Below are 22,522 nucleotides of genomic sequence, written 5' to 3'. Positions count from 1 at the left end.
TTATATATACAACGCCTATGTTTAAAATCAAAATAAAAAGACTCAACCGAGTCTTAAATTAATGCTTTTGTGTTACCGCAAAGTAGTTACCTTCAAAATCTGAGAAGTTGAATACTTTACCTGTCGGCATCTCAACAAGCTCACCTACTGTTACATCCATTGACTTCATTCGCTTATATAATGCTTCTAAATCATCTACTTCAAACATTAATGATGGTGGATCAAGTGTTACTCCAGGACTATATTTTTCGATAAATGCTCTATCAAATAACACAATCGTCGTTTCACTTTCTTTCGTCGCACCAATTTCATAAGATTTATATTCTTCTATTAGCACCGACTCATTAATGATTTCAAACTGCATAACCTCAGTCCAGAACTTAACCGCCTGCGCCTGATCTTTAACATAAAGCATCACACTTTGTAATTTCATCTGTATCTCCCCCTTTTTTATCCATTATATATGAAATATAAAAAATTCTCCCTTATATAAGAGAGAATAAAAAATTATTGTTGTGTTTCAATCTGAAGTTTCTTCCAGTAGTAGTATCCGTATACACTATTAATCAGGAATCCAATCCACATCACAACCATTGTAACACCTGTCGCATCGATTGCACCAGTATGCATCATTTTTCTCACCCAAAGTGTAATAGATACGATATTAACAACAATCCAGAAGAACCATTGTTCTTTAAATCGAAGTGACATCAATACTTGACCAGTTAAATTTAAACTGACATTTAAGGCATCAAGAAATGGTTGACCAGACTTTATACTTTCAAGATATTTAGCAAATGCGAAGTAAAAAGCTCCGCCAAGCAATAAAGTGATTAACCATTGTATCGCTGTTAAACCTTTCGTATCAACTTCCTGAACTTCAACTTTAGGTGTGCTTAACGTATGCATATTACGAATCCATGCATATAAACCGATAAATTGGAATACACCAAATACAACCTGTAAGTAAACTTCACCCATTAAATTTGCCTGGTAACTGATCCAGCCATATGTGATGACCTGAATTAAACCGTATAGGAACGTACTTAAACGACCTTTCGCACTCATGATCACACATAGGATACCAGAAATACTTGCTATGACGTTAATCCAGTCAATATCCTTCGTTTTGATAAAGAAATACACAAGAATAGCTACTTGCGCTAATAAAAATAACCCAAAAAATATTTTTTCATATTTCGTAAATCCTCTAAAATCTTTAATTAAAAACATACCCCATCTCCTTAGTTATCTTTTCCATCTGCTAAAATTTCATCTACAAGACGATGTGCTTCTTCATATTTTTCCTGGAAGCTGTCCCCTTTAAGCACAACCATCTTATCTTCCAGTCCTTGATATTTTATTTCATCTAAGAACATCTGATGCATATCAAGACGTGCTTTCTGATCCGCCATACTCATATCACGGAAACCATCATCGACATACTGCGTCGTAGGAGGTAATACGATGATCAATGCCCACGTCTGTAAAGAAATATAATAATCAAAGACCGGTGCAATTTTTTCGTAATCTTCTGGTAGTGCATATAATTTCGTATAAAGTTTTGTTGTCATTACGTCTGTATCTGCAAAGAATACTTTACGTGTACCTGGCGAATGAATATGCTTACGATTTAGTTCAAACTGACCAATTCCGATTGCATGTAAGTCTTTAATATCAAGTTCATCATCACGCACCTGGCGTGTCGTCTGGTATTCTCTTGAATATTCTAATGAATACGAAGTAGAATAACGGCGTGCTAAATCTCGTACGAGTGTTGTTTTACCCGTGCTTGCCGTTCCGATAATCAATATATTCTGTACAAAGAAACGTCTGAATGGGCGCGTTACAAAATCCCAGTTTAATATTGGATTCTCACGAATAGAAGTTCCGCTTATACCAGTGATACGACGATCCACTTTCGTAATCTGAACGTCGCTTGATTTGAATTCACCTTTAAAATACTCATCAAGCGGCTGAATATATTCTTCTTCACCAACATAAAATGTTACAGATTCCATCGCATAGTCATTTTCTTTTGCTGCTGTTTCAATCTTTTCCTGAAGTAAAGCAAGCCATGGACCCCAACCGTCAGGATAACGTGGAATATTCGTTTCATCCAATGTTAAAACAGTAACATTCGTGTCATCCTTTAATAATTCACGCATTGCCTTCACACGGTTTGTTAAACTCATACCTGCTAAATCACCACGATCGCCATCATATCCAGAAACAATTACTAACGCATGCGCATTTTCACGTTTCGCTCTAATAATCTGTTCCAGATGTCCAACATGACACGGTGCGAACGTACCAAAATAAATTCCTAAATCTCTCATCTGTCTTACCCCTTTTATGTAAATTAATATCATTATAGCAATTATACGATAATTATCTATCTTATTATTATTTACAATTTCTATATAAACACTTTACATATAATTCATTGCTTCTTCATATTCAAAGTATAAACTGAATTTAAATATGAAGGAGGCGCGTTATGAAATTTATAAAAAAATTAATCATCGTATTATCTATCTTTTTAGCTTTACCCCATTTTATAAAAATTAGTAACGAACCTATCGAAAAAACATTCGTCGCAGATATGAAAAAAGCTCAGTCAAATGACTAAGCTTTTTTCTTTGATTAAAAAGTGAAATTTTTGTGAATTTTGTGTTAAATGATACTTAATTTTTTATGATTATTTAAATTTTCCTTTGACCTTTAAAAGCGTTTTCATTATGATTATCCTATTAGGGGAGTGTAATCAGATGATTACTATAATTAAGGAGGAACAATAGATGGGATTATCAAGAGATTTTTTTATTGCTTTAAGTGAGAACGCAACTTTAAATGAAGCTGCAAAAAAGTATGGTTTAGCATTAGGTGCTAACAAAGTTGTTGCTGGAACTGATGTTAAAACAACAATCGAATCAATTCGTGCATTAAATGCACAAAACATTTCTGCAACTGTTGATAATTTAGGTGAATTTGTTTTCTCTAAAGAAGAAGCAACAGCAGCAAAGAACAATATTTTAACGATGATCCAGGCATTATATGATGCTGGTGTAGATGCACATATGTCTATCAAGTTAACACAAATCGGTTTAGATGTAGATCCGGAATTCTGTTACGAAAATGTACGTGAAATTCTGTTAAAAGCACATGAGTGTGGTAACATGCACATCAACATGGATACTGAAGACTACAATCATACAGTTCAAACTTTTGAAATGTTAGATCGTTTAAAAGGTGAATTTAAGAATGTTGGTACAGTAATTCAAGCTTACTTATTCCGTGCAACTGAAGAAATCGAGAAATATAAAGATGTACGTTTACGCTTAGTTAAAGGTGCTTATAAAGAAGATGCATCTGTTGCTTACCAATCTAAAGAAGATATCGATGCAAACTATATCAAAATTATCGAACAACGTTTATTAAACGCTAAAGCAATGACTTCAATTGCAACACATGATCATAATATTATCGATCACGTGAAGAAGTTTATCGCGCAACATAACTTAAATAAAGATTTAATCGAATTCCAGATGTTATATGGATTCCGTTCTGAGTTACAAGTTGAAATCGCAAACTCTGGTTACAACTTCTGTACGTATGTACCTTACGGTGAAGACTGGTATGGTTATTTTATGAGACGTTTAGCAGAACGTCCACAAAACTTACAATTAGTTTATAAATCAATCGTTACACCTGAAGTAGAGCGTGGTGCGATTGTTGCAGGATCAGCTTTAGCTGGACTTGTAGTTTTAAGAAAATTATTTAAGAAATAATCGTTTGAAGACCGTGAACAAATTGTGTTCACGGTCTTTTTTGTTTTTGAGGTTTTGAAATTGGGGTTTCACCAATTTCGCACTAGATTTCGCACTCCAAATTGGGGTTTCACCAATTTCGCACTAGATAGATTCAACCATCTTATTAAGATTTGCCATCTCGATTGCACCGATTGCCGCTTCTCCACCTTTATTACCTGCTTTCGTACCTGCTCTTTCAATCGCCTGTTCGATTGTTTCAGTTGTAACTACACCAAATATTACTGGTGTTCCATATTCTCCAGCTTTAGCAATCCCTTTTGCTGCTTCATTACATACGTAATCATAGTGTGTTGTCGCACCGCGTATCACACATCCTAAAGTAATGATTGCATCATACTTTTTCTTTTGAGCGAGTTTACTTGCGATAAATGGTAATTCAAACGCGCCAGGTACTAAGAAAGTATCAATGTTCTCACTTTCTACGCCATGTCTTTCTAACGTATCAACCGCACCTTCTGTTAAACGGTCTGTTATAAAATGATTAAATCTTGATGTAACAACTGCAATCTTTAAGCCTTGTCCTGTTAATTGTGCACTATAGTTCATATTAATTTCTCCTCCAGTAAATGTCCTAATTTTTCTTTTTTCGTTTCTAGGTAATGTTTATTTATTGCATTGCTTTGAAATTGATGTGGAATTCTCGTTTCAACTTCTATGCCATATTGCTCTAATCCGTTAATCTTTCTCGGATTATTTGACATGAGATTCACTTTACCTATTCCTAAATCCTTTAATATTGAAGCAGCAACAGCATAATCACGCATATCACTGTCAAATCCCAATACATGGTTGGCTTCAACTGTATCAAGTCCTTGTTCAATCTTTTCATATGCTTTTAGTTTATTGATCAGTCCGATGCCACGGCCTTCTTGTCGTAAATAGATTAAAATACCGCCATTTTCTTCAATATGCTGCATGCCTTTTTCTAGTTGTATCCCGCAATCACATCGTTTACTATGGAACACATCTCCTGTCAGACATTCAGAATGTATTCGAATATCCGGAACACCACTATAGTCCTTAACATATGCAACGTGTTCTTTATCACTATAAATCTCACTAAACCCATACATCGTAAAGTCACCAAATTCAGTTGGCATATTTACTTTAGCTTCGCGTGTTACGAGTGGCTTTTCACGTTTTATATATTCAACTAAATCGGCAATAGTTATCATCTTTAATCGATGTTCTTCTTTATATATTGCAAGATCATCTCTTCTTGCCATCGTTCCGTCATCTTTAATAATTTCACAGATTACACCTGTCTCGGTTGCACCACAAAGTTTTGCTAAATCTACACATGCTTCTGTGTGTCCGACACGTTCAAGGACACCGTTCGGTTTAGCAATTAACGGGAATACATGTCCCGGTTGATTGAAGTCACTCAAAGTAACATTTGGGTCCGCCAATGCCTTCACCGTACAATATCTTTCAAATGCACTGATACCTGTGGTCGTTGAAACATGGTCGATACTAATGGTAAATGCAGTTTTATTTGGATCCTGATTATTAAATGTCATCGGCTGTAAATTCAAGCGCTCATTTAACGCTGCAGATATTGGTGCACACACCAATCCTCGAGCATGTGTAATCATAAAATTTATCGTATCTTCAGTCATAAAATCTGTTATCGCTACAAGGTCACCTTCATTTTCACGATCTTCATTGTCAACCACGATAATTGGCTTACCTGCCTTCAAATCTTCTAATGCACTTTCAATAGCATCAAACATTACATCATCATCTCCAATTTAGATAAAGAAAGACCACTTTCTTCTTGTTTACTGTTCAATATATACTTTCCTAACATATCGAATTCAATATGTACTTTATCACCTGATTTAAGTTCTGACAGCATCGTACTTCTTACCGTTTCAGGTATAATATTCAGCTCAATTGCATGATCTAATTTAAATATCGTTAAAGATATACCATTAACTGCGATCGAGCCTTTCGGTATAACAAATTTACGAAATTCATCTGGAAGTCTGAGCTTTAACTGCATTGTCTTTTCCATGTGTTTTACGCTTTCTACAACGAGACTCGTATCGACATGCCCGCTTACAAAGTGACCACCAAGCCTTGTTGTCGGTAATAATGCACGTTCTAAATTTACCTTAGTACCTTGCTTCATATTTCGAAACAACGTAATAGCACGCGTATCTTCTAATATATCCACATTGAAGCTCGAATGATTAAAGGCTGTGACTGTAAGACATACACCGTTTACACTGATAGAATCACCAATGTGCATGTCTTCTATAATACGATTACACTCAATCGTCATAAAGGTAGTATCACCCTGTTTATTTAGTTGTGCTATGACACCAACTTCTTCAATGATGCCTGTAAACATCAACATCATCCTTTCTGTAAATCAGTAATACATCCTGGTCGAAAGTCTTAACAGAGACAAGAGAAAGGTCAGTAATTTCTGACATTTGTGAAGGTTGATCAGTTGTTAAAAATTGATGCTTTGAGGATCCACCTAAAATTTTCGGGGCAATATACTGGTGTATTTCATCAAAAGTTCTGGCAGATACAAACGAACGCATCGTCTGCATACCGCCTTCTATAATTATGCGGTTAATTTTATGTAAATATAAAGCTTCTAAAATGGTTTCAGGATGTAGATCAGTGAGTACAATTACCGTAACACCATCAATCGACTGTTTAGTTGTCGTCACAACGATTAATCGTGATTTATCATAATCATTATTATCTTTGTCATTGATTTCGAATAATCCATTAGAAATAACAACTTTCCTGATCCATTTATCTTTATAGTTTCTACTATCAAGAGTTGGCTGGTCATGTTTATATGTATTGTAGCCTACTAGTATGGCATCGCTGGCATAACGGACACGGTGTGCATGATTTCTTGATGCGTCATTAGTAATCCACTTACTAACGTCACTATCATCTGCTGTCTTTCCATCAAGCGTTACACCCATCTTTAATATCGTATATGGTAATTTGTGCAGCTTCGCTTTAAAAAATGGCTGATAATAGTCGTAAATTTCACTTATATACTCTTGTTCTACTTGTATCCCGTGTGCTTTCATATCATCGATACCAGAGTTTAGTGATTCATCACGTACTGCAAACACAACATGTTTAATACCACTATCAATAATTTTTTGTGTGCATGGCGGTGTTTTACCAAAATGACTACACGGTTCGAGCGTACAGTAAAGCGTAGCACCGTCTGCATGCGCACCAGCCATATCCAGTGCATTCACTTCAGCGTGTGCTTCACCTTCCGTAAGATGTGCACCAATACCTACTATTCTGTTATCTTTTACTACAATACAACCAACAGCTGGATTACTGCCTGTTTGACCATCCGTCCATTGAACAAGTTCAAATGCTTTATCTAAATACAAGTTATTATTCATCTCCTATAAAAAAATGCCCAAATCATAAGATTTGGGCATTTGTATTTTAGGTTCAATAAATAAGACCATGATAATAGTATTTGCAGAATTTATGCATCAACAAATAAACCATCAAAATGGCACCTTATTCTTTCTCCCATCCAGACTATACTGTCGGTTTCTGAGTTTCACAGAATCAGCATCAAATATATATTATCAGCTCACGGACTATCACCGCCGGTTGGGAATTTCACCCTGCCCCGAAAGAATAGTTATTAACTTGTCTGTCAATTAAGACAATTTCATCATAGCGAAGATTGTATGAAAAATCAATGCAAATAATTTAATTCATCGAAAAATTTAAAGCGTTTGATACATAAATCTAGGCTCTCTTCTTTTTAACAGCTTAAACGGCGGAACAGAAGTTGCCCCTGCGACAAAAACCGAACATAAACTATAAATCAAAGAACAATTTATTAGTTTTGTTCGGTTTTTGCTTGTGGCAGACCTCTTCTGTCCCAGCCTCTGAAATTATAATTTAAATTGATTATTCACAATCACTTTACCGTTATGGATTACTTTTTCTGCATGGTTCACTCCATAATGATAAGGGATATATTCATGATTCTTTGCATGCCAGATGACTAGATTCGCTGCATCACCAGCATCGATCGTACCTGCGTCAACACCGATTGCTTTCGCTGCATTAACCGTTACTGCATTCCAGATTTCTTTTGGAGATAATTTCAATTTAAGCGCAGCGATACTCATTACCATCTGTAAATTACTTGTAACACAACTTCCCGGATTATAATCCGTTGCAATCGCAATTGCTCCATTGTTGTCTAACATGCCGCGAGCATCTGCATATTCTTCTTTATTTAAATAAAAAGTTGTTCCTGGTAATAATACAGCTACTGTATCACTATCTTTTAACATCTGCTTACCTTTTTCGCTTGCTGCAACAAGGTGATCAGCACTAATTGCTTCTTCTTCTATCGCTAACTCTAATCCACCTAACGGGTCGATTTCATCTGCATGAATCTTAACAGGTAAACCAGCAGCTTTTGCTGCCTGCATATATTTACGAGACTGATCTATTGTAAATACACCTGTCTCACAGAAAATATCTGCAAAATCTGCAATATCCTTAACTTCCTGTAGATCTTTAATACATTCATCAATAAATGTTTCACTATCTTTATCTTTTGGTACTGCATGCGGTCCAAGATATGTGTGTTTCATATTGATGCCGTATTTCTCCTGAAGACGTTTAGATACACGCAGTTGCTTTAACTCATGTTCTAAAGATAAGCCATATCCACTCTTGCTTTCTACACTTAGTACGCCGTGATGAATCATTCGTAGTAATTCATGCTCAGCTTTCTCGAATAGTTCTTCTTCAGATGCTTCACGCGTAGCTTTCACCGTCGAATGAATTCCGCCACCTTGTTCTAAAATTTCAAGATAAGAAACACCTTGACGCTTTAAACTCATCTCATGTTCACGTGAACCACCATGTACTAAATGTGTATGGGCATCAACAAGTGCAGGAGACACAGTTTTATGCATTCCATCGATCGTCTCTTTAGCCTCAAAGTCTTCGCTAAATTCACCGGCATATATAATCTTGCCATCTTTTATCACAACTGTACCATTTTCAATTACTTTTAGCTCAGCAAGTTCAGCACCTTTAAGCGGCTTTTCTGTTTTCTTTGGTAAGATCAGTTCACTAATATTCTGAATGATGATATCGTTCATTTTCTACATCCTTTCAAATATATATTGATAGTTTAATATCAGTATTAAACTATTTTATTTATCTAACATCGGTACGTTGATACCTTTTTCTTTCGCAACATCAATCGCAATATCGTATCCTGCATCAACGTGTCTCACTACACCCATACCTGGATCAGTTGTTAACACACGTTGTAATCGTTCTTCAGCATTCTTCGTACCATCTGCAACAACAACCATTCCTGCATGTAGCGAGTAACCCATGCCCACACCACCACCATGATGGAATGAAATCCATGATCCACCTGCTGCAGTGTTAATTAAAGCGTTCAATACTGCCCAGTCACCAACTGCATCACTACCATCTTGCATGCTTTCAGTTTCTCGGTTTGGACTTGCAACACTACCTGCATCTAAATGGTCACGACCAATTACGATTGGTGCAGAAATTTCACCTGTCTCAACAAGTTTATTTAATGCTAACCCCATTTTAGCGCGTTCACCATAGCCAAGCCAAGCGATACGAGAAGGCAATCCCTGGAACGCAATCTTCTCACTTGCTAAATCTAACCAGCGCATCAATTTCTTATTATCCGGGAATAGCTTTCTCATCTCTTCATCTGCACGTTCAATATCTTTTGGGTCACCACTTAATGCTGCGAAACGGAAAGGTCCTTTACCTTCACAGAATAGCGGGCGAATGTAAGCAGGAACGAATCCAGGGAAGCTGAATGCATCTTTAACCCCTTCATCAAAAGCAACTTGTCGAATATTGTTTCCGTAATCGAATGCTACAGCACCACGATTTTTGTATTCAAGCATGTATTCCACGTGTTTCGCCATTGATTGCTTCGCTAAACGCACAACTTCTTCAGGATTTGTCTTACGTAACTCAATTGTTTCTTCGAGTGAATACTCTACAGGCACGTAACCATTTAACGGGTCATGTGCTGACGTTTGGTCAGTGACAATATCAACTTTGAAATCTTTTTCGAGTAATGCTTTGTATACATCAACAGCGTTTCCTACTAAACCGATAGATAACGCTTCCCCTTTTGCTTTCGCTTCATTCGCTAAACGAATAGCTTCATCTACGTCATGTGTCTTAACATCACAATAACGTGTTTCGATACGCTTATCAATACGTGATTCATCAACATCGATACCGATCACAACACCGCCGTTCATCGTTACAGCTAAAGGTTGCGCACCACCCATACCACCAAGACCTGCTGTTAATGTGATCGTACCTTTTAAATCACCATTAAAATGCTGGTTTGCAAGTTCACCAAACGTTTCATAAGTCCCTTGAACAATACCTTGAGAACCAATGTAAATCCAGCTTCCTGCAGTCATCTGACCATACATCATTAGACCTTTCTTATCTAATTCATTGAAATGTTCCCAGTTTGCCCATTTAGGTACTAATACTGAGTTTGATAACAGGACACGTGGTGCCTGATCGTGAGTTTTAAACACTGCGACAGGTTTACCGGACTGGACAAGTAAAGTTTCATCTTTCTCTAAGTTGCGTAAGCTTTCAACGATTGCATCAAAACTTTCCCAGTTACGTGCTGCTTTACCGATTCCGCCGTAGACAACTAAATTCTCTGGATGTTCTGCTACTTCTGGATCTAAATTATTATATAACATACGAAGAACAGCTTCCTGTTCCCATCCTTTACACTCAATCTCTAAACCTTTCTTTGCTCTAATATTTCTCATCATAAAATCCTCCTATTATATTAAAAAATGAATAATGCGAATGGAATTGTGATTAATAATGTTAATACGACTCTTTCAAACCAGATAACAACAAGTTTCCAAATTGGAATCTTAATATCAGTTGAAATGATAACAGGTACTACACTTGAGAAGAAAATAATTGCCGAGATACTCATAACACCTGTCGTAAATCTCGTTATCAAATCTGCATCCTGAGATATTGCTGCCGGTAATAACATTTCAATGACTGAAAGTGTAGATGCTTCAGCAAGAACAGGAACGTTAATACCAGGGAATAATGATAATATCGGATAGAATATTAATGATGCATATTTAATAATTGGTGTATACTTCGCTACGAGTAAACCCAGAAGTCCAATCGACATGATTGAAGGCATAATCGCCATCGTCATGACCACACCATCTTTAATGTTAATAATGATGTTTTGTAGTAATGTGTTCGCATGCTTTATGGCCTCTTTTGCTTCTGAATATGCTTCTTTCAATAAAGGCATCCCTTTACTTATCTCCTCTTTATAAGGAATATCATTATATGTTTTATTCGATTCAAATTTAATCGGCGGAATATGAACAGTGATCGCAGTCACTATAAAAGTGATAACCAATGTACTCCAGAAAAATAAATTCCAGTGATCCATAATTCCTAAAGTTTTTGCAACGATGATCATGAAAGTTGCAGATACAGTTGAAAACCCTGTTGCGATGATAACTGCTTCCTTATGTGTATAATGTCCTTCTTTATATACTTTATTAGTAATTATCAATCCGATTGAATAACTACCAACAAAAGAAGCTACAGCATCAACAGCTGATTTACCTGGTGTATTAAATACCGGTCTCATAAACTTTCTGCAAAGTACACCGATAAATTCGAGTAATCCATAACCAACAAGTAAAGAGAGAAATACCGATCCTATTGGAATCAATAAGCTTAACGGAACCGCTAATTTTTCAAATAAAAATGGTCCTAAATCAGGTAACAAAACAAATTCTGGACCCACTTCAAATACAACCATGAAACCAACAATTACTCCTAGAATCTTAAATATTGTAAATGATAGATCAGTAAAACTTTTCTTCCAGCTACCATTTAAAAATGGATAAATCGCTCCAACAATAATTAACAGCAATACATAGTATGGTAACACTGGTGCTAAACTTACTTTTAACCAATTCACGATATGATCGATAATAATCGTATTATTCTCTCCAATTGTGATTGGAACAAAGAAACAAATAATACCTATGATGCTATAAACATAAAACCTCCACATCTACATCCTCCTCATTTTCTGAATATTCTATCTACATTTTCATTATAATTTGTTATCATATAGATATCTAATATCAATAAACTAATAATTAATAGTTTCAATCTATTAATAAAAGGAGATTATATGAAAATACTGCATTTTGAATATTTTATCGCCGTTGTAGAACACAATAGTTTCACGCGTGCTGCAGAATATCTTCACATCGCTCAACCATCGTTAACAACAGCAATAAAAAAATTAGAACAAGAATTAGGATATGCGCTTCTTACACGTTCGACAAAAGCAATCAAAATTACTGAAAAAGGCATATTGTTCTATCAGTATTCAAAAGAAATTGTCAAAGCTTATCACCATACTGTTGAAAAGATGTATGATTTGAACGAGAGTGATTTCCCTAAAATAAAGATCGGTATATTGGAATCAACAAATCGATGGGTATCACAAGTCGTCAAAAATCACGCAAATCAATTTGAATCACAGCGATATCAAATTAAAGAAATTCTTTCGGTGAGAGATTCTTTAAAAGCACTGATAAACTATGATGTGGATATTGCAATTACAAATGAGTTAATCAATGATGAAGCGATTAATTCCCTTCCTCTATACACTGAAGAATATATTATTTTAGGAAATCAAAATGATTTGGCGGATAAAGTCGTTACATTAGACCAACTGCCGTTAATATTACCGAATGAATCATTTCAAGTCAGACAACATTTAAACGATTATTTTAATCGCCATGCAATTAGACCAAATATTGTAATGGAAGTCGATCGTTTCGATACTGCATCTAATTTTGTGCATGACGGTTTAGGATATGCAGTTGTTCCCAAAATATATTATCAATCCTTTAATGCAAACCAACTCACTGCCCATAAAATCGAACCAACAATTAATCGTACGATTTATATCAACTATCACAAAAAAAGAAAGCACTCATCAAGAGTACTTTCTTTAATTGATAGGTTTATTCAATATTGGAATTTCGATGCAGTATATGAAACATAATATGACCGACCATTTTAGCTGTACGTCCGTCAATATCATATTCCGGGTTCATTTCAGCAATACTGATATGTTGCGTTTTATCATACTTCAATACTTCTAAAATCAGACGGTACACCTGCTTTGGACTTAATCCAAAGCTACAAGGTGCACTAACGCCTGGTCCATATGCACTATCAATCACATCAAGGCATAGCGTAAGCATAATGACATCATATTTATCAATAAATGATGCGATGCATTCGTTTGTACTGTCCTGATCAATCTGTTCAGCGAGCACATATTCAACACCACGTTCCTTTGCAATGTTAAACAGATGCTGTGTATTTGCTGCTTGCTGAATGCCAAGTACCAGATAACCTGCTTCAGGATCTTCATCTATAATCTGCTTAAACCCTGTGCCACTTGTTGCATATTTTGCATCACGTAAATCGAAATGCGCATCAATATTAATTACACCAATGGATTGATGTGGATAAATCTGTCTTAATCCTTTGTAATGCGCATATGAAATATCATGACCGCCACCTAATAACATATGAAACTTCGCAAGTGAGTGGCTTTTCTTAATCATATCCGCATATTCAATTTGCACGTTTTCAACATAGGTTTCATCAGTCGATATATTCCCAAAGTCACCAATCGTTATATCGTTCATCAAAGCCATATTGCCAAATTTTTCTCTTATTGCATCCGGTCCCTGTTGTGCTCCAATGCGACCTTGATTTAAGTACACGCCACGGTCAACGGCATATCCAAGTATACCGACATCATATTGAGGTGCATAATCTTCTATTTGTTCATTTTCACGATTATCATCTATTTCTTCAAGATCAACGACATCCACAACCTGAAAATTTCTAAAATGCGCTCTTTTTTCAGTATCATCAATTCTACCAGTCCATAAATTTTCATCGCCCTTTGTATACACCACTATTCCCCCTTCGTATGTTGTACAAAGCCTTTAACAACACGTTTCGCTTCTTCAGCAAGTTCAACGATACCATTGTTATAAATATTGACACCACCTGATCTTTGGCCAAGTAAATAAAAATGCTCTAACTTACCTTTTGCACTTATCACTTCATTATTGACTGGTGTTACATAAAAACCACCATCTGGATGCGTAATCAACAAGTTTTGATCCACAAGATTTTCGATAAGTTGATTAGGTTCAATCGCATCTTTATAATCTTTCGCTGGACCTGTTGCATTAATGACATAGTGCACGCGAATTTCTTTTTGTTTCGTATGAATTCTATATTTATTATATTTATATTCAACTGATGATATATCACTTAAAATTTCAATCGTATTGTTGTTAATGCCTTCAATCATCGCTTCTGCTGTAGCTTCCGGCATTGGATTTGAATAGGCAGTAATCACATCAGCGTAATGATCCTTATAATATTGTTTGTCCGACTTTGTCATAAACGGCCAGATTAAAGGCGCTGTTCTTGTTAATTCTAAGACGAAAGATTGAAGATATCCGACTTCTTTAGGATTTGCTAAATCGAATGTCATCGCACGCAATGGGTTTACACGACTTACATTAAATAATTTATCCGCATTAATATTATGATATTCAACTTCTTTGTCAAATAAAGCTTTTAATTCTGCTAAAGGCAGGAAGCCATTATGCTTTGATTTTATCTTCTCTAATTGAGATAACGTTAAATATTTAAATGTTATTTCTACCATCTCTCCACGTACAGATTGTACTTTACCATCCCTACTCACAAGATAAAGCTTCGTTTTTAATTCCGGTGTAAAATATCGAACAATGTCAACAGCAGATAGCCCTGACCCGATTACCGCATAGTCTTTTTCCGGTTCAATATTTATACGATTTAACGGGTATGGCCATTTGAAATAATTCGGCGTATCAATCAGTTGATAAGGATCCATCGGACCGAACTGACCTGGTGATAAAAACACAGCATCGACTTCAAATGTCTCATCCTGTGTTGAGACAAGATAACCGTTATCAATCTGTTCAATATTCCTTACATGATTACTGACAATCTTGACGTTTTTCTTCTTAGCAAATTTCTCAAAATGATCTGTCATATATTTACCGAATAACTGCCTTGAATAATATTGATTCTGAGATTTATTTTCATTATCTTCTTTATGTATCTCTAACTGAATCACATCTTCATTTTTGGCAATCCACTTCACAAAATCATCCGGTTTGTTCGGTTTCATGCTAATTAAATTACCAGGATAATTCATGAGTAATTCCGGATCATCATATTGAAACGCACGACCGTTTCCTAAATATTTCTGATCATCGAAACAAATCACCTTGAAGTCATCCATTTTACTTTTTGATAAGTATTTAAGGACATTTACACCTGCTACACCTGTACCTACTATTGCAATTTTCATAAAAAGTTCCTCCTTTTATATATATATTATCAAAAAATAGGGTAAACAAACTTAATGAGCGGGATTTAATCATAAACAAATATATTTATCTTGCAAAAACAACAATTAGAGGTGACATTATGTTAGAAATCAACAATGTCTCGAAAGTATATCGAGGCGGAAAAAAGGCAGTCAACAAGCTAGATATGACAATCGAGAAAGGTGAGTTTATCGCCTTCATCGGAACTTCTGGTTCAGGTAAAACGACCGCAATGCGCATGATTAACCGCATGATTGAACCGACAAGTGGTTCAATTGTATTGAACGGAAAGAACATTAAAGATATGAACCCCGTACAATTACGTAGAAACATCGGTTATGTTATTCAGCAAATTGGATTACTCCCTCATATGACAATCCGTGAAAATATTACGCTTGTTCCTAAACTTCTCAAATGGTCAGAAGAAGAAAAAAATAAAAAGGCAGAAGAATTGATTCAACTTGTAGACCTTCCCGTATCTTATCTCGATATGTATCCATCACAACTATCAGGTGGACAACAACAACGTATCGGTGTCATCCGCGCACTCGCTGCAGATCAGGAAATCATTTTAATGGATGAACCCTTTGGTGCATTAGATCCTATTACACGAGATACGCTTCAGGATTTAGTAAAAGAACTGCAAGTCAAATTTAATAAAACATTCATTATGGTAACGCATGATATGGACGAAGCGATTAAACTTGCGGATAGAATCGTGATTATGAGTCATGGTGAAGTGATTCAGATCGACACGCCAAATAACATATTACGCAATCCAGCAAACGATTTCGTAAAAGATTTCATCGGAGAAAACAGGTTAATCCAAACAACGCCAAATATTAAAACTGTTGATGAAGCAATGAATAAGCCAATATCGATCACACCAGAAAAATCAATAGGTGAAGCGATTAATCTTATGAGAACAAAACGTGTAGATACACTGTTTGTTGTAGATGATCAAAATGTACTTGTCGGTTATGTTGATATTGAAGACTTATCGGAAGCACATAAAAAACATTTAAGTTTATCGCGCATTATGAACCATAAAGTATATTTCGTACGCACCGGGGTTTACCTTCAGGATACTGTTCGAACGATACTGAAAAGAAACATACGCGTCATCCCTGTACTGGATAAACAAGATAAATTATTAGGTGTTATTACACGTGCCAACTTAGTAGATATCGTGTATGACACAATTTGGGGTAACGAGGAAGAGGAGGCATAAACATGATTGAATTTTTAAAGGATAATCAAGCCGAACTCTTTACGAAGACGATTGAACATATTTCAATATCACTACTGAGCCTACTCGCAGCAATAATCGTTGCCGTACCTCTTGGCATCTTGCTTACGAAGTCAGATAAATTAGCGAAAGTTGTACTCTCTATCACCAGTGTATTACAAACCGTACCATCACTTGCAATACTTGCGATGATGATTCCATTCTTTGGTATTGGAACACTACCAGCAGTAATCGCATTGTTCCTATATGTGTTATTACCGATCTTAAATAACACATATTTAGGTATACAGTCTGTAAAGAAAGATGCGAAAGAAGCTGGACGCGCGATGGGAATGACATCTAACCAAATTCTCAGAATGGTAGAATTACCGCTTGCAGTACCAGTCATAATGAGTGGTATTAGGTTATCAGCAGTTTACGCAATCAGTTGGGCAACACTCGCATCATATATCGGTGCAGGTGGACTCGGAGACTTTATCTTTAATGGGTTGAACTTATTCCAGCCAAAATTAATCATTGCCGGAGCTATTCTCGTGACATTGTTAGCACTTATAACAGATTTAATTCTTGCAGTAATTGAAAACTATACGACCCCAAAAGGCTTAAAAGTAACAAAGGGGGATTTATAATATGAAATGTAAAAATAAAACTATCTTATTGTTGAGTGTGATGATACTTATTATTTCACTCACAGCTTGTTCTAATAAAAATGATACAGATAAAGTTAAGATTGCTTCAGTTTATACAACTGAAAATCAGATTTTGGCACATATGATAAAGATACTTGTAGAAAAAGATACAGATCTACCTGTAGAAATCATCAATAATCTAGGCTCAGGTACTGTTGTACATCAAGCTATGGTTCGTGGAGATGCGAACGTATCAGCAGGAAGATATACAGGTACAGATTTAACCGGTGCTTTAGGTAAAGACCCTATCACTGATCCCAAGAAAGCAAGAGAAGTCGTAACAGAAGCTTTTGAGAAAGACTTTGATCAGCACTACTTTGATTCATATGGTTTTGAAAATACTTACGCTTTCATGGTAACCAAAGAAACAGCTAAAAAGTATCATCTCAAAAAAGTAAGTGATTTAAAGAATGTGGCATCTAAGCTTAGAGCAGGTGTCGACTCTTCTTGGATGAAACGTAAAGGTGACGGATACGAAGGATTTAAAAAGAAATATGGCTTTGACTTTCAGGATACTAAGCCGATGCAAATTGGTCTCGTATACGAAGCAGTTAATGCAAACAAGATGGACGTTGTGCTAGGTTATACAACTGACGGTCGTATTCAAAGTTATGATCTTCAAATCTTAGAAGATGATCTTCATTTCTTCCCACCTTATGACGCTAATCCTGTAGCTAGTAATGCATTATTAAAGAAACATCCTGAAATCAAATCAATATTAGAATCAATGAAAAACAAAATCTCAACAGAAGAAATGCAGAAGCTAAACTACGAAGTAGATAACAACTTAAAAGAACCTGCTGTTGTGGCTGAAGCATATCTGAAAAAGCATAACTACTTTGAAGGAGGTAAATAAGATGGAAAAAATGAATACACTCGAACAATTCATCCATTACTTCCAGGATAATGCGGGTTATGTATTTCAATTGTTTATCGATCATTTCTTAATCAGTATCTACGGTGTACTACTAGGTGCACTTGTCGGTATTCCGATTGGTATATGGATTGCGCGTCATAAACGTTTAGTAGCTCCTGTTATTGCTATCGCAAACATTATACAGACCGTTCCAGCAATCGCCCTACTCGCTTTGTTGATGTTAGCGTTAGGTTTAGGTAAAACGACTGTTATTACAACTGTATTCTTATACTCATTACTTCCTATCATCAAGAACACGTATACAGGTATTAAATCTGTTGATACACACTTAATTGATGCAGGTAAAGGGATGGGTATGACAAAACGTCAGTTACTGACAATGGTCGAACTGCCTTTAAGTCTGTCTGTTATTATCGCTGGTATTCGTATCGCACTCGTTATCGCAATCGGTGTAACAGCAATCGGTTCATTTATCGGTGCACCGAGTCTTGGTGATATCATCATCCGCGGTACAAATGCTACAAATGGTACTTCTATTATACTAGCCGGCGCATTACCTACTGCTATTATGGCTGTATTAGCAGATATCATTTTAGGATTTATTGAGCGACGTCTCGATCCGATTAAACGTAATAAAGTGTTGAAACAAGCACCACAAGACAGATAATAATATCCTGCTTAAGTCTTATTTTAATAAATTAAAGTTTTGTGCTATGATTTATTTAATGACTTAAGGAGGATTTTTCTATGAAATCAAAACATTTATTATCAGCATTACTTAGTACGACTTTAATTTTTGCAGCGTGTGGCAATGATTCTACCGATAAAACTGAAGATAAAGCTAAGACTGAATCAACAAAATCTAATACTGATAATCAAGCAACTGAAAAAGCTAAAACTACTGAAAGTAAAGAAACTACCTCTGAAACAGCAGATACAACTAAAGAAAACAAAGATGCTGTAGACTTAATTGAAAAGGCAAAAGATGCAGGTAAAGATATTAAGAGTTATCACTCCTCTTTAAGTGCAACTATGGAATCAGATGGAACTAAAAATAATGCAACTATAGATGTTGCTTCAGATGCCAATAACATAATAAAAGTAGAAAATACTAATGATAACCAAAAATCTTTAATGTACTTATTTGATGATAAGGTAATAGTAAACCAAGATGGTAAACAATTTATTGACGTTACTAAAATCATGGGTAAAGAAGTCAAAAAACAGATTGATCAAATTGAGTACCTATCATACGTAAATTCATTAGATATTTATAAAAATGCACAATATAAAGAAACAAAAGATGGATACTCTTTAACAATGACGTACAAAAATATAGAAGATTATAAAAAGGTTGCCAAAAATATCGGTGCAGATGACCTAGTTAAATCAATTGAAAAGCAATTAAAAGATATTAAAGGTTCTGAAACAGTATATTTTAATAAAGATTACTTAGTTACATCATCTAAAAGAGATGTTGAAATGACAATTAAGGATAAAGTTATAAAAAATATCACAAATATAAGTTACGATAAATTTAATAATGTTGATAATATCAATATTCCTGCCGATGTAAAAAATGCTAAAACATATGAACAGTATCAAAAAGAAATGCAGGACAAAATGAACAGTTCTTCTACTGAAACATCAACTGAAGCAAAATAATATCAAAAAAACTACCTTGAGGTTTTTCCTCAAGGTAGTTTTATTTATTTCTTGCCTTCAATGTAAGCTTCTTTATAGTTATTAATACCAGAGCTGTTTACGACAACGCCTTTCACATATGGTTTATCCATAAATGCTGATCCACGTTGAATCACCGGAATTAAAGCTGCATCATCAAGTAACATCGTACTTGCTTCACCTAAAGCCTTCCAGCGTGCTTCAGGGTCTTTCAGTAACGGCCCTTTTGCATCTTCAATTAACTTATCGTAAGCCGGATTATTATATCCAGTATTTGTTTCAGTTGATAAGAATAAATCTAAGAATGTCATTGGATCTGCATAATCCGGGAACCAGTTACCATATGAAATATCATACTGCCCTTTTTTCTCTAAATCTAATTTTTGTTTAAATGGTTGTTGTTTAATCTTAATTGTTAAACCATCTAAGTTAGATTCTAACTGCTCTTTAAAGTACTCAGCATCTTTTTTCGCTGTATCGATATCTACTGTTAATAATTCTAACTCTAATTTATCGACTCCTAAAGCAGCTTTCGCTTTTTTCCAGTCTTCTTTAGCACTTTCTCTATCAAATTTTAAGTTTTCTCCACCTGCAATTTCAGAGAAGTCACTGCCGTCTGGTCCTTTATAGACATCTTTTGGTGTTAATTGATTTGACGCTACAGATCCGTTATTTAAATTGTTCTTCACATACTTATCTTTATCGATAGATTTCGCTAATGCTAAACGTAAATCTTTATTCGATAATTCTTTCTTATGATCACCTTTATAAGAAATTCTGAAGAATGATTGCGCTGCAGATAATTCTGTTTTAAAGTCTTTATTAGACTTATATTTATCTACGTTTTCGGCAGATACACCCACTGAATCCACTTTACCTGTTTCATATAAATTCAATCCAGTTTGCACATCTTTAATCACTTTATAGTTGATTTCATCTAACTTCACCTTATCTTTATCCCAGTATTTATCGTTCTTAACGAGCTTTACGCTTTCTTCTGTTTTCCACTCTGCCATTTTAAATGGACCGTTGTATAACGTTGATTTTGCATCGATACCATATTTATCCCCTAATTTTTTAGCAAACTTTTCATTTTTAGGCATAAAAGTTCCGAAAGCGAGTAATCCTTTGAAATATGGCTGATTATTTTTCAGTTTAATTTCAAGTTTGTTATCATCGATTGCTTTAACACCAAGCTCTTCAGGTTTCTTTTCACCTTTGTTAATTTCCTGAGCATTCTCAATATCATACATAATAAAAGCATATTCTGAAGCAGTCTTAGGATCTACAACGTTTCTCCATGCGTAAACGAAGTCGTTCGCTGTAACAGGATCTCCATTCGACCATTTTGCATCTTTACGTAATTTAATTGTCCACGTCTTACCACCATCTGTTTCTTTTGGATCTCCTTCAGCTAATGCTGGAACCGGCTTCGTATCTTTATCTAAACGATATAATCCTTCCATAACATTCTCATACATCTGGAAACTTACCATATCAGTAGCCAGCGCTGAGTTCATCGATGGAATATCAGATGATGTTACTAAATTTAATACTTGTTTCCCCTTACTATCTTTATCGCCGCTGCCCCCACTACATGCAGCGAGTACACTTGATAATACTAATACAAATGCAATTAACCATGAATAATTCTTCCTCATGCTTTCTCCCCCTAAATGAATAAAGTACTAACTTAAAATTATTTTATATTAAAAATTCTGATAATTCAATCTTTTATTAAAATAAATTTTTATGTATAAAAAAACAGCAAGCGTCTGCTTACTGTTTATAATAGTAACGAGTAAAGTACTTACCCTCTAAATTTAATCTTTGATAGTCTTTTGCAATACCGCGTGCGTTATGATGTGCCCAGCGTACATCTGTAGCATATTGATGTTTGCCAGGATGATTTGGATTAAAGCGCATGCCGTATAAAGTATTTTGATGTGCTTTAGATATAAATTCATCTTTAATGAATTTCGCACCACCCATCACAGCTTTCTCAGGTGTATCCCATCCTTCTTTAAAGGCAAACTTCGCCGCTTCATTTACAGGGTCATGATCATACGCACCAATACCGAAGAAATTATAATATTTCTTATCACCTTTACCAACGCGTCCTTTATCATCGACTTTAACCCCACGCGCTAGTTCACTCTTACCTTTACCTGTCTCAAGTAACGCATGATTGACCAGATAGATTTCATTGATATCTTCAATACGACTGGCTTTAGCGAATGTTGTACCGAGACCATCTAAAGTGCCTTTCCCTTTAAGTAAGGTATTTAATTTAGCAGCAGCTACTTTCTGACTCATGCCAAGATTTAAAAACTGGTAACGCTGTTCAGGGTGATGATAGTATTTTTTAGGATTTAAATAATAATCAATCTGTTTTTTCGTCGCATTTTTCCACACGACGCCATTAGAGAACTGAGCTGCACTTTTCATCTGTTGATTCAATGCAAATTGATATGAATGTGGCATTTCAACTTTATAATTCATCATTTTCTTTTCGTATTGTTTAATCGAATAACCTATCATTAAATAAATGATGCATGCAATGCCGCAAAGTATCAATAACAATATCATTTTATTTCTTTTTTCCTGTCGTTTAGTAATTTTCGCCATCGTGTACTCCT

Annotated in this window: 22 protein-coding genes and 1 riboswitch; of the genes, 8 read left to right on the top strand and 14 right to left on the bottom strand. The window is 35.3% G+C overall.

What is annotated here, in order from left to right; all coding sequences use genetic code 11:
- Positions 1 to 58: 58 nt before the first annotated feature.
- From BHU61_RS09770 to BHU61_RS09760, 3 genes are all read right to left on the bottom strand, one after another.
- Entirely contained in the window at positions 59 to 433 is a 375-nt protein-coding gene (locus tag BHU61_RS09770; RefSeq protein ID WP_242444246.1) for a VOC family protein, read from the bottom strand.
- A 74-nt stretch (positions 434 to 507) separates the two neighbouring features.
- Positions 508 to 1,233, bottom strand: a complete 726-nt coding sequence (pnuC, locus tag BHU61_RS09765) for a nicotinamide riboside transporter PnuC (RefSeq protein ID WP_111716502.1) — start codon at positions 1,231 to 1,233, stop codon at positions 508 to 510.
- Between the two features lie 11 nt (positions 1,234 to 1,244).
- Positions 1,245 to 2,339, bottom strand: a complete 1,095-nt coding sequence (locus BHU61_RS09760) for an AAA family ATPase (RefSeq protein ID WP_111716501.1) — start codon at positions 2,337 to 2,339, stop codon at positions 1,245 to 1,247.
- A 161-nt stretch (positions 2,340 to 2,500) separates the two neighbouring features.
- Here BHU61_RS09760 and BHU61_RS13685 point away from each other — a divergent pair, with 161 nt between their 5' ends.
- Together BHU61_RS13685 and BHU61_RS09755 are read left to right on the top strand one after the other, a co-directional pair.
- Positions 2,501 to 2,632: a hypothetical protein gene (locus BHU61_RS13685; protein ID WP_275542454.1), complete on the top strand. Its 132-nt coding sequence runs from the start codon at positions 2,501 to 2,503 to the stop codon at positions 2,630 to 2,632.
- 169 nt (positions 2,633 to 2,801) lie between these two features.
- Entirely contained in the window at positions 2,802 to 3,791 is a 990-nt protein-coding gene (locus BHU61_RS09755; RefSeq protein WP_111716499.1) for a proline dehydrogenase family protein, read from the top strand.
- A 123-nt stretch (positions 3,792 to 3,914) separates the two neighbouring features.
- On the opposite strand, the gene ribH is transcribed toward BHU61_RS09755, so the two are convergent.
- From ribH to BHU61_RS09720, 7 genes are all read right to left on the bottom strand, one after another.
- The gene (ribH, locus tag BHU61_RS09750) at positions 3,915 to 4,379 is read right to left on the bottom strand and encodes a 6,7-dimethyl-8-ribityllumazine synthase (protein ID WP_111716498.1); all 465 of its coding nucleotides are present in this window, start codon (positions 4,377 to 4,379) and stop codon (positions 3,915 to 3,917) included.
- Positions 4,376 to 5,566, bottom strand: a complete 1,191-nt coding sequence (ribB, locus tag BHU61_RS09745; RefSeq protein WP_111716496.1) for a 3,4-dihydroxy-2-butanone-4-phosphate synthase — start codon at positions 5,564 to 5,566, stop codon at positions 4,376 to 4,378. Before ribB ends, ribH begins: the two co-directional genes overlap by 4 nt.
- Positions 5,566 to 6,189 carry a riboflavin synthase gene (locus BHU61_RS09740; RefSeq protein ID WP_111716494.1) on the bottom strand — a complete coding sequence of 208 codons (624 nt, stop codon included), beginning with the start codon at positions 6,187 to 6,189 and terminating at the stop codon, positions 5,566 to 5,568. The genes ribB and BHU61_RS09740 overlap by 1 nt, the downstream gene beginning before the upstream one ends.
- Positions 6,170 to 7,219, bottom strand: a complete 1,050-nt coding sequence (gene ribD, locus BHU61_RS09735; protein ID WP_170122527.1) for a bifunctional diaminohydroxyphosphoribosylaminopyrimidine deaminase/5-amino-6-(5-phosphoribosylamino)uracil reductase RibD — start codon at positions 7,217 to 7,219, stop codon at positions 6,170 to 6,172. Before ribD ends, BHU61_RS09740 begins: the two co-directional genes overlap by 20 nt.
- Before the next feature lie 136 nt (positions 7,220 to 7,355).
- Positions 7,356 to 7,482: riboswitch (FMN riboswitch) on the bottom strand.
- A gap of 259 nt (positions 7,483 to 7,741) precedes the next feature.
- Positions 7,742 to 8,971, bottom strand: a complete 1,230-nt coding sequence (gene hutI, locus BHU61_RS09730; RefSeq protein WP_111716491.1) for an imidazolonepropionase — start codon at positions 8,969 to 8,971, stop codon at positions 7,742 to 7,744.
- 54 nt (positions 8,972 to 9,025) lie between these two features.
- Complete coding sequence (gene hutU / locus BHU61_RS09725; protein ID WP_111716489.1) at positions 9,026 to 10,675, bottom strand: urocanate hydratase; 1,650 nt, start codon at positions 10,673 to 10,675, stop codon at positions 9,026 to 9,028.
- Positions 10,676 to 10,695: 20 nt separating this feature from the next.
- Complete coding sequence (locus BHU61_RS09720; RefSeq protein WP_111716487.1) at positions 10,696 to 11,970, bottom strand: YjiH family protein; 1,275 nt, start codon at positions 11,968 to 11,970, stop codon at positions 10,696 to 10,698.
- A 123-nt stretch (positions 11,971 to 12,093) separates the two neighbouring features.
- On the opposite strand from BHU61_RS09720, the gene BHU61_RS09715 reads away from it, so the two are divergent.
- The gene (locus tag BHU61_RS09715) at positions 12,094 to 12,978 is read left to right on the top strand and encodes a LysR family transcriptional regulator (protein ID WP_111716486.1); all 885 of its coding nucleotides are present in this window, start codon (positions 12,094 to 12,096) and stop codon (positions 12,976 to 12,978) included.
- Here BHU61_RS09715 and hutG read toward each other — a convergent pair.
- Both hutG and BHU61_RS09705 read right to left on the bottom strand, forming a co-directional pair.
- Positions 12,938 to 13,906 (bottom strand): formimidoylglutamase, encoded by a 969-nt coding sequence (hutG, locus tag BHU61_RS09710; RefSeq protein WP_170122526.1) that lies wholly within the window; start codon positions 13,904 to 13,906, stop codon positions 12,938 to 12,940. The two genes, BHU61_RS09715 and hutG, sit on opposite strands and share 41 nt — an antisense overlap.
- A 2-nt stretch (positions 13,907 to 13,908) precedes the next feature.
- Positions 13,909 to 15,366, bottom strand: coding sequence for an FAD/NAD(P)-binding protein (locus BHU61_RS09705; protein ID WP_111716482.1), 1,458 nt, complete (start codon positions 15,364 to 15,366; stop codon positions 13,909 to 13,911).
- Between the two features lie 119 nt (positions 15,367 to 15,485).
- Here BHU61_RS09705 and BHU61_RS09700 point away from each other — a divergent pair, with 119 nt between their 5' ends.
- The 5 genes from BHU61_RS09700 to BHU61_RS09680 all read left to right on the top strand — a co-directional run bounded on the left by BHU61_RS09700 (position 15,486) and on the right by BHU61_RS09680 (position 19,865).
- Positions 15,486 to 16,616, top strand: coding sequence for a betaine/proline/choline family ABC transporter ATP-binding protein (locus BHU61_RS09700; RefSeq protein ID WP_111716481.1), 1,131 nt, complete (start codon positions 15,486 to 15,488; stop codon positions 16,614 to 16,616).
- A 2-nt stretch (positions 16,617 to 16,618) separates the two neighbouring features.
- Positions 16,619 to 17,263, top strand: coding sequence for an ABC transporter permease (locus BHU61_RS09695; protein ID WP_111716479.1), 645 nt, complete (start codon positions 16,619 to 16,621; stop codon positions 17,261 to 17,263).
- Between the two features lies 1 nt (position 17,264).
- On the top strand, positions 17,265 to 18,179 hold the full coding sequence (locus BHU61_RS09690) for an osmoprotectant ABC transporter substrate-binding protein (RefSeq protein WP_111716477.1): 915 nt from the start codon (positions 17,265 to 17,267) through the stop codon (positions 18,177 to 18,179).
- Between the two features lies 1 nt (position 18,180).
- Positions 18,181 to 18,867, top strand: a complete 687-nt coding sequence (locus BHU61_RS09685) for an ABC transporter permease (RefSeq protein ID WP_111716475.1) — start codon at positions 18,181 to 18,183, stop codon at positions 18,865 to 18,867.
- A gap of 80 nt (positions 18,868 to 18,947) precedes the next feature.
- The gene (locus BHU61_RS09680; protein ID WP_111716473.1) at positions 18,948 to 19,865 is read left to right on the top strand and encodes a DUF6612 family protein; all 918 of its coding nucleotides are present in this window, start codon (positions 18,948 to 18,950) and stop codon (positions 19,863 to 19,865) included.
- A gap of 44 nt (positions 19,866 to 19,909) precedes the next feature.
- Here the strand turns inward: BHU61_RS09680 and BHU61_RS09675 are convergent, their stop codons facing one another.
- Together BHU61_RS09675 and BHU61_RS09670 are read right to left on the bottom strand one after the other, a co-directional pair.
- Positions 19,910 to 21,544, bottom strand: a complete 1,635-nt coding sequence (locus BHU61_RS09675; protein ID WP_111716472.1) for a peptide ABC transporter substrate-binding protein — start codon at positions 21,542 to 21,544, stop codon at positions 19,910 to 19,912.
- Between the two features lie 118 nt (positions 21,545 to 21,662).
- The gene (locus BHU61_RS09670; protein WP_111716470.1) at positions 21,663 to 22,511 is read right to left on the bottom strand and encodes an N-acetylglucosaminidase; all 849 of its coding nucleotides are present in this window, start codon (positions 22,509 to 22,511) and stop codon (positions 21,663 to 21,665) included.
- Between the last annotated feature and the right edge of the window lie 11 nt (positions 22,512 to 22,522).

The organism is Macrococcus epidermidis (assembly GCF_003259695.1).
GTDB lineage: Bacteria > Bacillota > Bacilli > Staphylococcales > Staphylococcaceae > Macrococcoides > Macrococcoides epidermidis.
The sequence above is the reverse complement of the archived record's forward strand: the minus strand, read 5'-3'. Positions and strand labels throughout refer to the sequence as shown.

Bases quoted from the DNA above. Each gene is read 5' to 3' on its own strand.
- BHU61_RS09770 (WP_242444246.1), bottom strand. From the start codon at position 433: ATGAAATTACAAAGTGTGATGCTTTATGTTAAAGATCAGGCGCAGGCG.
- pnuC (WP_111716502.1), bottom strand. From the start codon at position 1,233: ATGTTTTTAATTAAAGATTTTAGAGGATTTACGAAATATGAAAAAATA.
- BHU61_RS09760 (WP_111716501.1), bottom strand. From the start codon at position 2,339: ATGAGAGATTTAGGAATTTATTTTGGTACGTTCGCACCGTGTCATGTT.
- BHU61_RS13685 (WP_275542454.1), top strand. From the start codon at position 2,501: ATGAAATTTATAAAAAAATTAATCATCGTATTATCTATCTTTTTAGCT.
- BHU61_RS09755 (WP_111716499.1), top strand. From the start codon at position 2,802: ATGGGATTATCAAGAGATTTTTTTATTGCTTTAAGTGAGAACGCAACT.
- ribH (WP_111716498.1), bottom strand. From the start codon at position 4,379: ATGAACTATAGTGCACAATTAACAGGACAAGGCTTAAAGATTGCAGTT.
- ribB (WP_111716496.1), bottom strand. From the start codon at position 5,566: ATGTTTGATGCTATTGAAAGTGCATTAGAAGATTTGAAGGCAGGTAAG.
- BHU61_RS09740 (WP_111716494.1), bottom strand. From the start codon at position 6,189: ATGTTTACAGGCATCATTGAAGAAGTTGGTGTCATAGCACAACTAAAT.
- hutI (WP_111716491.1), bottom strand. From the start codon at position 8,971: ATGAACGATATCATCATTCAGAATATTAGTGAACTGATCTTACCAAAG.
- hutU (WP_111716489.1), bottom strand. From the start codon at position 10,675: ATGAGAAATATTAGAGCAAAGAAAGGTTTAGAGATTGAGTGTAAAGGA.
- BHU61_RS09720 (WP_111716487.1), bottom strand. From the start codon at position 11,970: ATGTGGAGGTTTTATGTTTATAGCATCATAGGTATTATTTGTTTCTTT.
- BHU61_RS09715 (WP_111716486.1), top strand. From the start codon at position 12,094: ATGAAAATACTGCATTTTGAATATTTTATCGCCGTTGTAGAACACAAT.
- BHU61_RS09705 (WP_111716482.1), bottom strand. From the start codon at position 15,366: ATGAAAATTGCAATAGTAGGTACAGGTGTAGCAGGTGTAAATGTCCTT.
- BHU61_RS09700 (WP_111716481.1), top strand. From the start codon at position 15,486: ATGTTAGAAATCAACAATGTCTCGAAAGTATATCGAGGCGGAAAAAAG.
- BHU61_RS09695 (WP_111716479.1), top strand. From the start codon at position 16,619: ATGATTGAATTTTTAAAGGATAATCAAGCCGAACTCTTTACGAAGACG.
- BHU61_RS09690 (WP_111716477.1), top strand. From the start codon at position 17,265: ATGAAATGTAAAAATAAAACTATCTTATTGTTGAGTGTGATGATACTT.
- BHU61_RS09685 (WP_111716475.1), top strand. From the start codon at position 18,181: ATGGAAAAAATGAATACACTCGAACAATTCATCCATTACTTCCAGGAT.
- BHU61_RS09680 (WP_111716473.1), top strand. From the start codon at position 18,948: ATGAAATCAAAACATTTATTATCAGCATTACTTAGTACGACTTTAATT.
- BHU61_RS09675 (WP_111716472.1), bottom strand. From the start codon at position 21,544: ATGAGGAAGAATTATTCATGGTTAATTGCATTTGTATTAGTATTATCA.
- BHU61_RS09670 (WP_111716470.1), bottom strand. From the start codon at position 22,511: ATGGCGAAAATTACTAAACGACAGGAAAAAAGAAATAAAATGATATTG.